The organism is Bradyrhizobium dasycarpum, assembly GCF_042019905.1.
Lineage (GTDB): Bacteria > Pseudomonadota > Alphaproteobacteria > Rhizobiales > Xanthobacteraceae > Bradyrhizobium > Bradyrhizobium japonicum_B.
The window spans coordinates 6,033,920-6,048,260 of record NZ_CP169574.1 but is presented as its reverse complement, the minus strand read 5'-3'; the positions used below and the strand labels follow the sequence as shown (position 1 = coordinate 6,048,260).

Here is a 14,341-nt window from a genome sequence, read left to right as displayed (position 1 = left end):
ACCCTTACGGGATCAGGTGGGCGCTGTCACAGATTCTGCCATATCCCGGCGCAAACCGGCCGGAAGCTGGCCTGCCGCTCTTTGGGGGCCGTTCCCGGCCCTACGCCAAATCGTCAATGATCTGGTATAGCTAACCGCGACAATGATTGCCGAATCTCCCCGCTCCCCGCTTCGCCTGCTCGCCCGGTTGGTCCCGGTGCTGATGGTCGCTTGGCTGTGCCTTTGCGCCAGCCCGGCCGCCGCCGATTTCCGCCTCTGCAACAACACGTCGAGTCGGGTCGGCATTGCGCTCGGCTACAAGGACGCAGAGGGCTGGACCACCGAGGGCTGGTGGAACATCTCCTCCCGCTCCTGCGAGACCCTGCTGCGCGGAACGCTGGTGGCCCGTTACTATTACATCTACGCGATCGACTATGATCGCGGCGGCGAGTGGTCGGGGCAGGCCTTCATGTGCTCGCGCGACAAGGAGTTCACCATCCGCGGCACCGAGGATTGCCTCGCGCGCGGCTACGACCGGACCGGCTATTTCGAGGTCGACACCGGTGAGCAGCGGGCCTGGACGGTGCAGCTGACCGACGCCAACGAACAGCCGGCGCAACAGCGCGTGCCCGGCCTGCCCGGCCCGGTTGGCCCGGGCGGGGTTCCCGGTTTGCCCAATGGCCCTCCCGGTGCTACGCCCCCCGGCTCGCCCGGCCTGCCACCCCCGTCTGGAAATAAGCCATGAGGCGTCTTCGCCGTATCAAGATTCTCGCGACCCTGGGACCGGCGTCGTCAGACCTCGCGATGATCCGCCGCCTGTTCGAGGCCGGCGCCGACCTGTTTCGCATCAACATGAGCCACACCCCGCATGACAAGATGCGCGAGCTGGTGGCGACGATCCGCAACGTCGAGTCGAGCTACGGCCGGCCGATCGGCATCCTGGTCGATCTCCAGGGCCCGAAGCTCAGGCTGGGTGCCTTCGCCGAAGGCTCGGTCCAACTCCAGAACGGCCAGACTTTCACACTCGATTCCGACAAGGCGCCGGGCGATGCCACGCGCGTTCAATTGCCCCATCCCGAGATCCTGGCCGCGCTCAGGCCCGGCCATGCGCTGCTGCTCGACGACGGCAAGGTGCGCCTGATCGCGGAGGAGACCTCGAAGGAGCATGCGGTGACGCGTGTCGTGGTCGGCGGCAAGATGAGCGACCGCAAGGGCGTCAGCCTGCCCGACACCGACCTGCCGGTCTCCGCCATGACGCCGAAGGATCGCGCCGACCTCGAGGCCGCGCTCGTCACCGGCGTCGACTGGATCGCGCTGTCCTTCGTGCAGCGCGCCGACGACGTGCTCGAAGCCAAGAAGATGATCCGCGGCCGCGCCGCCGTGATGGCCAAGATCGAGAAGCCGCAGGCGATCGACCGCCTCGCCGACATCATCGAGGCCTCCGATGCGCTGATGGTGGCGCGCGGCGACCTCGGCGTCGAGCTGCCGCTGGAGCGCGTGCCGAGCCTGCAGAAGCAGATGACGCGCATGGCGCGCCGCGCCGGCAAGCCGGTGGTGATCGCGACCCAGATGCTGGAATCGATGATCCAGTCGCCGGTCCCGACCCGCGCCGAAGTCTCCGACGTCGCCACCGCCGTCTATGAAGGCGCCGATGCCATCATGCTGTCGGCGGAATCGGCCGCCGGAAAATTCCCGGTCGAAGCAGTCTCGACCATGAACCGCATCGGCGAGGAGGTCGAACGCGACCCGACCTACCGGTCGGTGATCATGGCCCAGCGCCCGGCGCCGGAAGCCACCGCAGGCGATGCCATCGCCGATGCCGCGCGGCAGATCGCCGAGACGCTCGACCTGCCCGCCTTGATCTGCTGGACCTCGTCGGGCTCGACGGCGGTGCGCGTGGCGCGCGAGCGGCCGAAGCCGCCGATCGTGGCGATCACCCCGAACATCACCGCTGGCCGCCGGCTCGCGGTGGTCTGGGGCGTGCACTGCGTGGTGGCCGAGGACGCGCGCGATCAGGACGACATGGTCGCCCGCGCCGGCCAGATCGCATTCCGCGACGGCTTCGTCCGCGCCGGCCAGCGCGTGATCATCGTCGCCGGCGTGCCGCTCGGCATCCCCGGCACCACCAACATGGTGCGCATCGCCTCGGTCGGCCCCGAAGGCGACGCGAATATGTAGGTCCGCTTGGGCCCGCCAAGCAAAAAATCGAAAAACAACCCCATGCACAGTAGCCGGAGCGTCCGGCGCGCTTGCCGGGGTCTTGCGAAACGGCATGCTCCGGCAATGGCCTGAGCGCGATCAGGTCGCCACGGCGCGCGCGGCGCGATCTTTAGGCGCCAACCAGCGCCTTGTTCGCGGGCAATAGCGTCTGCTGCACCAAGCCGCGCGGGCGGCGAGAAGTTGTTCGAATGGAATCGGTCCTATGGCCACCGTAGAATCCGAAGCCCGCGCGCGCCCGACGCTGGGCATCGTGCTCATGGCGGCCGCGATGCTTTCGATCCCGCTGGTCGACGGCATCGCCAAATATCTGAGCGCCGATTATTCGCCGTTTTTCATCGCCTGGGCACGCTACGCCGTGGCATGCGCCGTCGTCCTTCCGGTAGCCGCAATCAGGTACAAAGGAGAGGTGTTTCCCGCCGAACGGCGCGCCTCCCATATGCTGCGGACGGTGTTCCTCGTCACCGGGATGACGCTTTACTTCCTGTCCATCGCGACCGTTCCGCTGGCCACAGCCGTCAGCGCCTATTTCGTGGGGCCGGTCATCGCGGTTGCGCTTTCCGCCATCGTGCTGAAGGAGCGTTTGACGCCGGGAAAGATCGCGAGCCTGGCGCTGGGTTTCACCGGCGCCATCGTCATTCTGCGCCCGGGCGGGGACATCGAACCCGGCATTCTGCTGGCGCTCGGCGCCGGGCTATCGTTCGCGCTCTATCTGATCGCAACGCGGCAGGCTTCCCTCGTCAGCGATCCCGTCAAAACGCTCGCATTCCAGTCTGTCGTCGGCATGATGCTCCTGACGCCACAAGCCATCTTGACCTGGGCCACACCGGCTTGGGACGCGGTTGTGTTCTTTCTGGCTATGGGTGCGCTCTCTGCTTTCAGTCATGTCCTGTCCATCACGGCATTCCGCTTCGCCGAAGCATCCACCCTTTCGCCGCTGGTCTATCTCGAACTGCTCGGTTCCACAGCCATTGGCTATCTTGTTTTCAAGGATATCCCGCAAGGCGCCACGATAGCCGGAGCCGTCCTCATTGTGACCGCCGGGCTCATTGTTCTGAAGCGTCCCACCGGGGTTGATCCGTCCGGCCGGGAAAATGCTGAAGTAGCGGGATAACAGGGGCTCCGGGCGAGATCCCGGTGGCGGTCGGCTCAGGCCCCGACCAGCGCCTTCGCCGTCGGCAGCAGCGTCTGCTGCACCACGAGGCCGCGGGCGCGGGCGTCCATGACGCCGACGGCGCGCAGCGCCAGCAGCGTCACGGTCTGCACCGCATCGCGCATCTTGACGGGATCGTCGAGATTGTCAGGCGCGAGCGGCCCGACCAGCGCCTCATGCAGCGCGCCGAGCAAGGCGGTGGCGGCGAGCGCGGTGTCCTGCGCCGGCAGGTGACCGGCCCGCACCGCAGCGTCGATCCGGGCGGCCATCTCGCCCGCGATCTCGCGCCGGCTGGCGAGGCGCGAGGCGCTGACATCGACATCGACGGGCTCGGCCAGGATGCCCCAGGCCAGCCGGCGCTGCGACAGGGTATGGACTGCCACGGTCGTCACGGCTGCGGCCAGCGCCGAGGACGGGCCCGGGGCGGCGTCGGCCGCCCGCCGGATCGCCGCAAGCTCGTCGCGGGAGACCTCGGCAATGAGTTCAGAGATCAGCTCGGCCTTGGAGGGGAAGTAGCGGTAGACCGTCCCGGCCGCGACATTGGCCCGGACCGCGACCGGCGCGATCTGCACCGCCGCCATGCCGCCTTCTGCCGCGGTCTCCCGCGCCGCCGCCAGAATCGCGCTGCGTCGCGCCGCAAGGCGCTTCACCACTTGATGCGTCCGCCGATAAACCATGGCGCGCTTCCTGTCCCACACGCCAGCCGCACGCCCTGCGGCCGAACGCGTCGTCACGTCAAAGATGCAAATCGTCCCGCAAGGACTGAACAACTATTCAGGGGAGATGACAAGATGGGAAATGCGTGAAGCGTCACAACGGGGCGAATTGAATGGGCTCGTGCGACGAGATGCTATTGCGCGATGTCCACCTGAAAGGACCGCCGCTCGATCTCGGCACCTCTTCGGCTCAGAATAAAAGTCGCCGTATAGGTGCCAGCCGGCCAGACGGAGCCTCCGCGCCTCCTTCCGGCCGAGATGAAATATTGGGCCTGGTCCCGCAGCAGCTTCGGTGCGCGATACTCCGCGATGACATGCCCCTGGGGCGACCTCAGCTCGATGACTTGCTCGTCCTCCGCCTGAAGTCCGATGGCGCGGACATACGCGACGATGGCCGCAGAGTGAGCGCCAGGCAGGGATCGTTTGATTTCTCCCGCCTCGATCTCGTCCATGGTGACCGCTCGATCGGCAAAGCTGGCATTGATGATCTCGGTCGGCCGGTAGCCGGGGGCAGCGCTCCCGGTTGGCTGCCACAGCGAACGACCAACGTTGCATTCGCCTTTCGCGGCGCCCTCGGCGAAGGGATCTACGACGGCCCGGCCATGCCTCACCGTGAAATGGAGATGCGGGAATTCAGTGTTTCCGGAGAGCCCCACCAGCCCAAGTGCCTGCCCGGCGCTCACGCTGTCGCCGGGCTTCACTTTGAGACTGCCTTTGGCCATGTGGCAGTATTGCGTGCTCCAGCCGTTCCCGTGTTCGACGACTGCGCCATTGCCACATTCCCGACCGGTGATTGCGGCTTTGTCGACGACTTTGACAGAGACGTCATCCATGCCGTCGCGCGTGTGAGCAACGCGCCCCGAGGCGGCAGCGACGACTTCGACTCCTTTCGCTGAACGTCCAGATCGGGCAGCCGGATGTCGGTGCCGTCATGGCCATCATAGGTCCGGTGACCACATCGAAAGTCCAATGTCTTGTCCGAGGGATCATGGTCGACGTAATTCTGGATGAAACAGGTCGTTCCCAACTCGCAAGCGACCGGCCAAGCAAACGGTTGCAGCTCGGCGCTGCGAGCCACCGACGCCCAAGTGATGACCGCGCAGATTACCGATACAGACACAAGCGCTCTCATCCGACCTGTCCGTTCTGATGAAGGGCGCGCGACAAAATGTAGTCCGGAAGCAAGAGTTTCATTCCTAAACTCCGCGCCGGGACCGACCAAGACGGAGCTGGCGCGGAGGTCGTGGGCGAGGAAGCCTTCGATGCGCTCGGCAGCACGACGCCCATCGGGCGCGTCGGTAACCCCAGCGAGACCGGGGCAGTGGCCGCATTCCTGGCCTCATCGGACAGCAGCTACATGACCGGCGGCGAGGTCTTCGTCGATGGCGGCCTGGCGCAGGTCTGAGGCTTTCGAGCAAGAGGGCTTCGATCATCGCGACCGAAGCCCCCGATGCGCAGCGGCTTGCTTCAGTCTGTTGAAACGCTTTGAAGAAGTATTCATCCTGCCGTCCCTGAGCATCTCACTTAAAACTGCGGCGTCAAGTTGTCCCTGCCCTGTGGTGTTCCTGCAGAAGATTTCTTCCAGGAGGCAGATGCGCGGTGCACGGATCGGGCGAGAGATTTCGTCGGCCGGATCCTTGTTAGTCCAAGCTCGTTTGCAGCCGACCTGCTTGCGAAGCTACACACATAATTCCCGCACAACGTTAAAATTGCAATCATACAATCTTGTTTGACCGTGCGTGATCGATCTTGTCTATTGATTTCCTGTTACGCGACGACATCCCGAATAGCGTTCGACGCACGCTTCACGAGCGAGTTCTTTATGGCAAATGGTTGCCGACTAGGCTTGAGATCGGCTGCACACAGCAAGTGGCAAAATCGGGCCTGCGCGTTCTTCGCTCTGTATTTTTTCGCATCTGTCACCGAAGCGAAGTCTTGCGGACACGCAGCGTGTCCCCCGGGGGCAACAGCGTGCATCGGGCTGTCTTGTGACCGAGGACTATTGAGCTCCGACATTCCGCATCAGGAAGGCTTGATTCACATGGTGGCGAACTCGCAGGCTCCTCTCGCATATCTTCTCGACGAGGCTCCGAAAGATATTCGCGTCTCAACGTTACCGACGACAGCCAAGGAAGTGGTTCTAGCGAAGGTGCGGCTGCTCGGCTCGGCATCCTATCGGGGTGGGCGAGTGGATCGTGGAGGACATCGGCAAGATCCGCTCCCGAAGGAACTCTTCTCGGTTCACCTCAAGATCCTCGAAGTCCTCAGCGGGCACGCAGCGCTCAATTCGGTTCTTCATGCAACGTTCGGGGTGACTGATCAAATCCATTCTCTCGTTCCGGTGCCACGCACTCGAGCCGAGTTGGAGAGGGAGTACTTCGCGGTCCTCTACGCCGACGCTAGTGGCCAGTGGCATCTGGCCGGCTTTCCAATGAGCGAGGCTGAGTATCGCAAGTGGGAAGAGAAGTTTTGGAGCGACGAACGCGAGCGCATGGGCATCGACTCGAAGCGGTAAGCAAAACGACAAAGAAATAAAGGAAGTTGGGGGGTCTCATGAGTTGGGCGGACGTTCAGACAAAATTCAAGTTCTATGGCCCCTCGGTTGATGACCTGGGCAATGAGACAGGGCTCGATGGCACTCCTGAAACCGTAAACGGGCTCCGGGCGACCGATATCGGGGGCTCTTTTGGCCTCAGTGAAAAGAATTCAATTTCAGCGACGGGAGCGACAAGATCGACATGCGGGGCACCGGCGTCACCGCGGAGAACGCGGCGGAGAACATCACTCTGACCGAATATGCGGAGGGCGGCGTGTTCGTCCAGTTCGGATCCTCCGAGATCTGGCTGGCGAATGTCATGCCCGGCCAGATCACGTTCGCGAACGACTTCATCCTGAGTTGACCCGGCCGCGGACAATACATTCGGAGGAGCTGGCGAACTGGCCGGATCCTCGCCGGCAAATCATGGCATGCTTCCGGTCCATGCCCAGCGGCCGGACGCGTGGTCCCTCAAATCCCTACGGACCGCCGCTCGGTAACTGAACAACCATCGCCGCAGCCTCGATCTGCGCCGCAAACTTCTACTTCGACAGGAGCCGCGCCCCGCACGGATCTGCAGCACCGGCTTCCTCGACGGGACTGGCGGGCCGCGTCCAAGAGAACTGACAAGTCCAAGAGAAAACTGAAAAGCCCCGCCAGAAGCAAAGAGCCCCGTCAAGGACGAGGCTCTCCAGAATTTCTGGGTCGTCCGGACTTACTTGAGGCCGGTCGAGATCGAGGTGAACTTGGTGTTCAGCGTGCTGCCGAGATTGTTGACGACGGTGATAATCGCCAGCGCGATGCCGGCTGCGATCAGGCCGTATTCAATGGCGGTGGCGCCGGATTCATCCTTCACGAAACGCGCAACGAGGTTCTTCATGGAGTGCTCCAAATGAGTACACGAGACTTACAACTGATCTGGTCTTCCCGGCTTCCCAGCGCCGCCGACCGTGAAACCGAACGTAGAGGCAAAGAATTGCGCCGCAGTTAATTCGACTGCGTAAACACCGGGCGGATTGCGTGTGTCGGCCGATGGTAAAATCAAATCTAAAACAATCTGTTAAATTGTCAGGACCTGAAATCGGCATGGCGCCACGGATTTACCCGAAGTTATGACCGCCGTGATCCAATGCCACCCGCTCGAACTGAAGCGCGACGAGCTGAATCCTTCGTCCCGTTTCACGTCGTTGCTCGGGCGTGATCTCTCGGAAACCGCACCACACTTTGCGCGAACGCGGCGCTGCGGGTCCGGATCATGCTCGACCGACAAGGACAACAGGACGACGAGGCGGCATGTCCCTTTCCTTTGCCGACGGCATCGCGGTGCAGAGCCGCGCGAGGGCTCTGGTGCCGCTGTGCGCCGGTGCCGGCGCCTATCTGCTCTTCCTCTATCTCGGCGACACGCGGCTGCAGGATTCCGATACGTTCTGGCAGATCAAGATCGGGCAATGGATCCTCGATCACGGCGCCATGCCCACCATCGACCTCTATTCCTTCACGCGAACGGGCGCGCCGTGGATCTCGACGTCGTGGCTGTCGCAGGTGCTGTTCGCCTCCTCCTATGCGCAATGGGACTGGGCAGGCCCCGTCATCCTCACCGCGCTGGGCGTCGCGCTCGCGGTAGCGATCTTCGTCCATCTGCTCGGCACGCAGATCGAGGCCCCACGCGCCGTGCTGTTCGCGATGCTGGCGCTGCTGCTGTCGGCCCATCACGTGCTGGCGCGTCCGCATATCCTGGCGCTGCCGGTCATGGTGGCGTGGATCGGCCTGCTGATGGCGGCCGCCGACCGCAGGAGCGCGCCGTCCTGGTACTGGCTGCCGCTGATGGCGCTCTGGGCCAATCTGCACGGCGGTTTCGTGCTGGGTCTGGCGCTGATCGGCCCGATCTCGCTCGAGGCCGTCGAGCATGCCGAGAAGGGACGGCGGCTTGCCCTGTTCATGCGCTGGGTGCTGTTCGAATCGGGGCACTGATCGCAAGCTGCTGCACGCCCTACGGCTGGCGGACGCTCCAGGGCGCGACCAGCATCCTCGGCCTCGGCGAGCTGCTGTCGCTGATCTTCGAATGGATGCCGGCGAACTTCGCCACCTTCACCCCGTTCGAAGGCGCCCTGCTCGGCCTGATCGCATTCGGCTATTATCGCGGTCTCGTGCTGTCGGCGCCCCGGATCTTCCTGATCCTGTTCCTGACCTGGAGCGCGCTGACCCATGTCAGGAGCATCGAGGCATTTGCGTTCCTGGTGCCGCTGGTGCTGGCTAAGCCGCTCGGCGAGATGTTCCCGCGCGCGGCGGCTGACGGCGCGGGTGCCGATCGCTGGCCGGCCCGCCATGTCACCGCGACAGGCGCGCTGATGATCGTGGCGGCCAGCTGGACCTCGACGTCGCTCTACATGGCGCACCACCGCTTCAGCTTCACGATGACGCACACGCCGGTTGCGGCGGTCGACCTGCTCGAGCAACGCAAGGCGCAGCGCATCTTCAACGCCTATCAGTTCGGCGGCTATCTGATCTCGCGCGATATTCCGGTCTTCGTCGACGGTCGCGCCGAGCTCTACGGCGAGAAATTCGTGGTGGACTTCTTCAAGGCGACGGAAGGCAAGAAGCCCGAATTGCTGCCGCGCCTGCTCGACGAGTACAAGATCGACGCCACACTCCTGGTCGCGGGTGCGCCGGGTCCGCAGATCCTCGACCAGCTCAGGGGCTGGAAGCGCATCTATGCGGACGACATCGCCGTCATTCATGTCCGAGACCATGCCGAGGCCGCGGCCGCTGCGCCTGCGAATCCGACAGGCCGGCCTTGACAATTCCGGCTGCTCCCGGCTCGGACCGATCGGTGGCGATTGCCGTTCTTGCCATGCTGGCGGCCGTCTCGTTTCTTCCAGTGCTGCTGACCCCCATTCCCGCGATGGTGGATTATCCCAATCACCTCGCCCGCATGTACATTCTGAGCCAAAGCGGCACCCCCGATGCCAATCCGCATTACCAGGTGGCCTGGGCGTTCTATCCCAACCTTGGCATGGATCTGCTGGTCCCGCAGATGGCGCGGCTGATCAGCGTCGAGAGCGCCACACGGCTGTTTCTGCTGCTGAGCCAGGTGCTGATCGTTTCCGGCGCGCTGCTGCTCGAATGGGTCCGGAAGGGACGGGTTCAGCTTGCCGGCTTCGCTGCACTGGCTTTCCTCTACTGCCTGCCGTTCAGCTGGGGCTTCGTGAACTTCGAGTTCGGCCTCGGCCTCGCGCTCTGGGGCATCGCCGTCTATCTGATGCTGGCGGAAGGCCCATGGCCGGCGCGTTTTGTCGCCCATTTGATCTTCGTCGCTGCGCTCTATGTGGCGCATTTCTTCTCGTTCGGCATTTACGGCGCGACGCTTGGCCTTTTCGAGCTGTCGCGCATCCGCCAACGGCAGGTCGCCTATCCCGTCGCGGCCGCGCGGCTCACTGCGTTGGCGCTCCCGGCGCTGGCGCTGCTTGCGATCATGCACGTCACTGCAGGTTCGGTCGGAAGCGAAGGCACGAGCTGGTTCCTGGGATTCAAGCCGATCTGGCCGCTCCGCATCATGAACGGCTACAATCTGACGACGGCGGCAGCGACCGGGCTGGCGCTGGCGATCGGAGTGTTTGTCGCCGCAAGGCGCGGCGTCCTCAGGCTCGAGCCTTCAGGAATCTGGCTCGCGGTCGGCTTTGCGCTGCTCTATTTAGCCATTCCTTCGAAGCTGTTCGGAACCTCGTTCGTGGATCTTCGCGTGATTCCCGCCGCGGCGCTGATCCTGCCCGCCTTCTGCTCGTTGTCGCTGCCGAGCCGGGCGTGGAGGATGGCTGCGCTCGCCGGTATCAGCGGCATCATCCTGCTCAATCTCGCCGTCGTTCTGTCGGTGTGGCTGCCTTACCGCGCCGATTACGCGGCGATCATCGCCTCGTTCCAGAAGATCGATCGGGGCTCGCGCGTCCTGGTCGGCAGCGCGGACGACAACGGAGACCCGCCCTTCGCCGACCTCGCCTCGTATCCGATGTATTATGCGCCGACGCTGGCCGTGCACTACGCAGGCGCGTTCGTGCCCAACCTGTTCACCGAGGTCGGCAAGCAGCCCGTGCGGCCGCGCGAGGCCGTGCGCAATATATCCATTCCCTATGGGGGGCCGGTGCCGGCGGGCCTGCTGGCCGCGATCGCGACGGGCCAGCCACCTGCGGACGTTCCGCCATTCGTCCGCACCTGGTACCGGGATTTCGACTACCTCTACGTGCTGGGATCGCCGGCCGCAAATCCGCTGCCGGAGCGGCTGGAGCTGCTGGAGACCTCGCAGCGATTTGCTCTCTACAGGATCCGCCGCAAATCCTAGAGCCAAGCCGGCGTCCCAAGCGTGGTTAACCGGCTTTCGGCTCTCGGTCCGTCCTCCGCCGATGTCCAGGGCGCTAGACCCTTAACATTTGCGGCAAGGCGGCCTTAACCACCGGCTTATAGACTCCCGCCCCTGCAACCCAGTCGGAATCCTTAGCATGGCGGCCAATTCCAGATCGATCCGCTACAGCCTCGTCATCCCCGTGTTCAACGAGGAAGCCGTGCTGCCGGTCCTGCTGCGCCGGCTCGACCAGGTCATGTTCCGGCTCGACGGGCCGGCAGAAGCGATCTTCGTCGACGACGGCAGCAGCGATTCCAGCTCGATCGTGTTGCGGGCGCTCGCCGCGCGCGACTCGCGCTTTCGCTACATCGGCCTGTCGCGAAATTTCGGCCATCAGATCGCGATCACCGCCGGCATGGACGCCGCGCAAGGCGACGCGATCATCGTCATGGATGCCGATCTGCAGGATCCGCCCGAAGTGATCGAGCAATTGATCGCGAAGTGGAAGGAAGGCAACGACATCGTCCACGCCCGCCGCCTGTCGCGCGAGGGCGAAAGCCGCTTCAAGCGTGCGACCGCGCATCTGTTCTACCGGCTGCTCGGCAGGATGTCCTCGGTCGGCATCCCCGCCGATGTCGGCGACTTCCGCCTGATCGATCGCAAGGTGCTGGAGGCGCTCCGGCAGATGCCGGAGCAGGATCGCTTCGTGCGCGGCATGATCGCCTGGCTCGGTTTCCGCCAGGCCGAGGTGGCCTTCCATCGTCTCGAGCGCGCCGCCGGTGAAACCAAATACCCGCTGTTCAAGATGGTCCGGCTGGCGGTGAACGCCGCGCTCGGCTTTTCGGATCTGCCCTTGCGGCTTGCCATCTGGTGCGGATTGACGGTGTCCGGGCTCGCACTGCTCTACGGCGGCTGGGTTGTGCTGTTGTGGCTCGGCAAGGACAGTCATCTCGTGACCGGCTGGTCCTCCACGATCGTCGTCGTGTCCCTGCTGTGCGGCATCAACATGCTGATGACGGGCATCGTGGGGCTCTATGTCGGCCGCATCCATGCCGAGGTGAAACGCCGCCCGCTCTATGTGGTGCAGGCACGAATCGGCTTCGATCGCGACGAGACGGCAGCGACGCCGGCGATCCACGCCGTCAACGAGTAATCCAGCACATGACCGAGCTCTTCGACGGCTATCACGACAATTACCGTGACGTGGTCCAGTCCTCGATCGACTTCTCGGGCCTGCCGCATGATTTCTTCATGCGCGCAAAGGCCGACCTGCTGCGCGATCTGATCGACCAGCGGCTGGACGTCGAGAAGCCCGATACGCTGGACGTCGGCTGCGGCGTCGGCAGCCTTCACCCGCTGCTGCACGGCATGGTCGGCCGCCTCAGCGGCATCGACGTCTCCTCGGCCAGCCTGGCGCAGGCGCGCGCCCGCAATGGCGGGGTCGACTACCGGGAGTTTGACGGCCGCACTTTTCCGTTTGCCGACGCCAGCTTCGATCTGGTCACGGCCGTCTGCGTGATGCACCACATCGTGCCGGCGCAATGGGCGCAGTTCATCGCCGAGATGCGCCGCGTGACGCGTCCCGGGGGACTCGTCTGCGTGATCGAGCACAATCCGTATAACCCGCTGACGCGGCTTGCCGTCGCGCGCTGTGAGTTCGACCGGGACGCCGTCTTGCTCGGAGCCGGCACGACCCGGAAGCTGATGGCAACCAGCGGCTTGCGCAAGATCGGCGCGCGGCACTTCCTGCTGCTGCCCTGGGACAGCAAGCCGGCACGGCGCCTCGAAGACGCGCTGAGCGGCGTGTGGCTCGGAGGCCAGTACGCCGCCTTCGGGACTGCTTAATTACTTCGCGGCGTTTCCCGCCGCTTGTGCACGACCGCCACATCGTCGCTGTAGACGCGCTGCCATTGCGGCAGCCGGTCGAGCAGCGCGACCGCCGGCGTCCGCGGCGCGAGCAGCGTCGCGCCGATTTTGTATTCGTCGAGCAGCTTCAGAAAGTCGTCGAGGTCGATCAGCGCCAGGGCGCGATTGTAGCGGTTGATGAACGGCCCCCCGTACAATTCGCCGCGACCGTCGATGAAGGTCGGAATGCCGGCAAAGATCAGATAGCCGCCGAACGAATAATCGTTGAGCACGGGCCCCGCCTCGGCGAGTTTGGCCTGGGCGACCGCGGCCTCGGGGGTGATGGCCGGAGCCGGCCGCACGTCACGCGCCAAGGCCACCCCGCTGACTGCGATCAACACACCGAGCCCAACCCAATTCAAGGCGCGCGGCGAGACCGTCGCACCATCCTCGGCCGGTCCGCCGAACCTCCGACCCAGCGGAACCGCCAGATAGAGCGGCGCCAGCATGGCCAGCAGATCCGCATTGCGGATTTGCGCCAGCGCGAAATGCAGCAGGCCGATCACCACCAAGGTCCGCACGACCGGCAGCGTGACGCCGCGCGAGAGCGCAAAGATGCCGGCGAGCAGCAGCAGTTCGAAGCCACTGACATGGCTGAAGTCCTGTGGCCGCCATTCTCCGATCCAGGCGAGCGCGGAGCCGAGGCCAAGCGTCGTCAGCGGCATCAGCAGCGGTTTCGGCCCATGCGGCGTCAGGCAGGACGCCGCGACGGCAAGGGCCACAAACGGCAGCCACCGCAGCAGCACGCGCGGCCATTGGGCGCGCTCTTCACGCAGCAATGCCTCGAGCACCGCCGGTCCGATCAGGCCAAGCGCCAGCACCACGCTGCCGTGCAGATTGCTCCACAGCACCAGAAGCGGCAGGGCCCAATATGGCGGAGGGCCGCGGCGATCCATGCAGCGGACCAGCGCAGCCGCCCATGTCACCATCAGCGGCAGCACCAGGACATGTGGCCGCGCCAGCATGTGCGGCGCCAGCAGGACGACGGCCGCGATCACCATGAGCAGCGTCAAGGCCGGCGAAAGCTCGCGCAGCAGGAAGAACGTGAGAAGGGCGAAGGCGAGCGCGATCGCCGCGGCCGCGATGGCGACGACGCCTGGCCAGCCGGACAGCGCGTATATCCCGGCATAGACGACCTCGGAAAGCCATTCGAACGTGATCCAGGGCGCGCCATTCTTTGAAAACGAAAACGGGTCGCTCGTCGGCAGGCTGCCGTGTGCGATGATCCACCGCCCCAGCTCGATGTGAGAATAGCTGTCGGGGTCACCGAGCAGCCGCGGCCCGGCGACCAGCAACACGGCATAAACGGCGAGCCCCACGACCCAAGGGAGCGCTGCACGTGCCGAAAGCGGTTGAACCGCGCTGTGGACGACCTGGTCAGTCATGGCGGGCCAAAGTAGGCCGCAAGCGTTAAGTTCTTCTTGAGTGTTTCAGGCATTGCTCCAACGCACGGTCAGGAGCGCACGCCTACCCCCGCTTCAGGCGAAGCGTACTTCGTTCGC

The 14,341-nt window shown here is 64.6% G+C and carries 11 protein-coding genes and 3 pseudogenes; 10 read left to right on the top strand and 4 right to left on the bottom strand.

Going from position 1 to position 14,341, the window contains the following annotated elements; all coding sequences use genetic code 11:
* The first annotated feature begins 142 nt into the window (after nucleotides 1-142).
* From ACETMP_RS28835 to ACETMP_RS28825, 3 genes are all read left to right on the top strand, one after another.
* Nucleotides 143-724 (top strand): DUF1036 domain-containing protein, encoded by a 582-nt coding sequence (locus tag ACETMP_RS28835; protein ID WP_375158784.1) that lies wholly within the window; start codon nucleotides 143-145, stop codon nucleotides 722-724.
* The gene (gene pyk, locus ACETMP_RS28830) at nucleotides 721-2,157 is read left to right on the top strand and encodes a pyruvate kinase (protein WP_028138382.1); all 1,437 of its coding nucleotides are present in this window, start codon (nucleotides 721-723) and stop codon (nucleotides 2,155-2,157) included. The genes ACETMP_RS28835 and pyk overlap by 4 nt, the downstream gene beginning before the upstream one ends.
* 244 nt (nucleotides 2,158-2,401) lie before the next feature.
* Complete coding sequence (locus ACETMP_RS28825) at nucleotides 2,402-3,310, top strand: DMT family transporter (RefSeq protein WP_375158783.1); 909 nt, start codon at nucleotides 2,402-2,404, stop codon at nucleotides 3,308-3,310.
* Nucleotides 3,311-3,345: 35 nt separating this feature from the next.
* Here ACETMP_RS28825 and ACETMP_RS28820 read toward each other — a convergent pair whose 3' ends face one another.
* Both ACETMP_RS28820 and ACETMP_RS28815 read right to left on the bottom strand, forming a co-directional pair.
* Nucleotides 3,346-4,026, bottom strand: a complete 681-nt coding sequence (locus tag ACETMP_RS28820) for a helix-turn-helix domain-containing protein (RefSeq protein WP_375158782.1) — start codon at nucleotides 4,024-4,026, stop codon at nucleotides 3,346-3,348.
* A 173-nt stretch (nucleotides 4,027-4,199) separates the two neighbouring features.
* Nucleotides 4,200-4,946, bottom strand: a pseudogene (locus tag ACETMP_RS28815) (M23 family metallopeptidase); the annotation flags it as partial.
* 324 nt (nucleotides 4,947-5,270) lie between these two features.
* Between ACETMP_RS28815 and ACETMP_RS28810 the strand changes: the two are divergent.
* From ACETMP_RS28810 to ACETMP_RS28800, 3 genes and pseudogenes are all read left to right on the top strand, one after another.
* Nucleotides 5,271-5,470 (top strand): annotated as a pseudogene (locus ACETMP_RS28810) (SDR family oxidoreductase); the annotation flags it as partial.
* Nucleotides 5,471-6,067: 597 nt separating this feature from the next.
* Nucleotides 6,068-6,580, top strand: coding sequence for a hypothetical protein (locus tag ACETMP_RS28805; RefSeq protein WP_375158781.1), 513 nt, complete (start codon nucleotides 6,068-6,070; stop codon nucleotides 6,578-6,580).
* A gap of 223 nt (nucleotides 6,581-6,803) precedes the next feature.
* Nucleotides 6,804-6,965, top strand: coding sequence for a hypothetical protein (locus ACETMP_RS28800; protein WP_375158780.1), 162 nt, complete (start codon nucleotides 6,804-6,806; stop codon nucleotides 6,963-6,965).
* Between the two features lie 351 nt (nucleotides 6,966-7,316).
* Here ACETMP_RS28800 and ACETMP_RS28795 read toward each other — a convergent pair whose 3' ends face one another.
* Complete coding sequence (locus tag ACETMP_RS28795) at nucleotides 7,317-7,481, bottom strand: Flp family type IVb pilin (protein ID WP_028138385.1); 165 nt, start codon at nucleotides 7,479-7,481, stop codon at nucleotides 7,317-7,319.
* A gap of 413 nt (nucleotides 7,482-7,894) precedes the next feature.
* Between ACETMP_RS28795 and ACETMP_RS28790 the strand changes: the two are divergent.
* From ACETMP_RS28790 to ACETMP_RS28775, 4 genes and pseudogenes are all read left to right on the top strand, one after another.
* A pseudogene (locus tag ACETMP_RS28790) lies at nucleotides 7,895-9,399 on the top strand (hypothetical protein).
* 32 nt (nucleotides 9,400-9,431) lie between these two features.
* Nucleotides 9,432-10,934, top strand: coding sequence for a hypothetical protein (locus ACETMP_RS28785; protein ID WP_375158779.1), 1,503 nt, complete (start codon nucleotides 9,432-9,434; stop codon nucleotides 10,932-10,934).
* A gap of 157 nt (nucleotides 10,935-11,091) precedes the next feature.
* A complete protein-coding gene (locus ACETMP_RS28780) occupies nucleotides 11,092-12,087 on the top strand; it encodes a glycosyltransferase family 2 protein (protein ID WP_028138388.1) in 996 nt (331 codons plus the stop codon).
* A gap of 8 nt (nucleotides 12,088-12,095) precedes the next feature.
* Complete coding sequence (locus ACETMP_RS28775; RefSeq protein ID WP_375158778.1) at nucleotides 12,096-12,779, top strand: class I SAM-dependent methyltransferase; 684 nt, start codon at nucleotides 12,096-12,098, stop codon at nucleotides 12,777-12,779.
* On the opposite strand, the gene ACETMP_RS28770 is transcribed toward ACETMP_RS28775, so the two are convergent.
* Entirely contained in the window at nucleotides 12,776-14,158 is a 1,383-nt protein-coding gene (locus ACETMP_RS28770; protein WP_375158777.1) for a hypothetical protein, read from the bottom strand. The genes ACETMP_RS28775 and ACETMP_RS28770 overlap by 4 nt on opposite strands.
* Nucleotides 14,159-14,341 lie beyond the last annotated feature (183 nt).

What these genes read in the sequence shown, in the direction of transcription:
- ACETMP_RS28835 (WP_375158784.1), top strand. Translation starts at nt 143, where the DNA reads ATGATTGCCGAATCTCCCCGCTCCCCGCTTCGCCTGCTCGCCCGGTTG.
- pyk (WP_028138382.1), top strand. Translation starts at nt 721, where the DNA reads ATGAGGCGTCTTCGCCGTATCAAGATTCTCGCGACCCTGGGACCGGCG.
- ACETMP_RS28825 (WP_375158783.1), top strand. Translation starts at nt 2,402, where the DNA reads ATGGCCACCGTAGAATCCGAAGCCCGCGCGCGCCCGACGCTGGGCATC.
- ACETMP_RS28820 (WP_375158782.1), bottom strand. Translation starts at nt 4,026, where the DNA reads ATGGTTTATCGGCGGACGCATCAAGTGGTGAAGCGCCTTGCGGCGCGA.
- ACETMP_RS28800 (WP_375158780.1), top strand. Translation starts at nt 6,804, where the DNA reads ATGCGGGGCACCGGCGTCACCGCGGAGAACGCGGCGGAGAACATCACT.
- ACETMP_RS28795 (WP_028138385.1), bottom strand. Translation starts at nt 7,481, where the DNA reads ATGAAGAACCTCGTTGCGCGTTTCGTGAAGGATGAATCCGGCGCCACC.
- ACETMP_RS28780 (WP_028138388.1), top strand. Translation starts at nt 11,092, where the DNA reads ATGGCGGCCAATTCCAGATCGATCCGCTACAGCCTCGTCATCCCCGTG.
- ACETMP_RS28775 (WP_375158778.1), top strand. Translation starts at nt 12,096, where the DNA reads ATGACCGAGCTCTTCGACGGCTATCACGACAATTACCGTGACGTGGTC.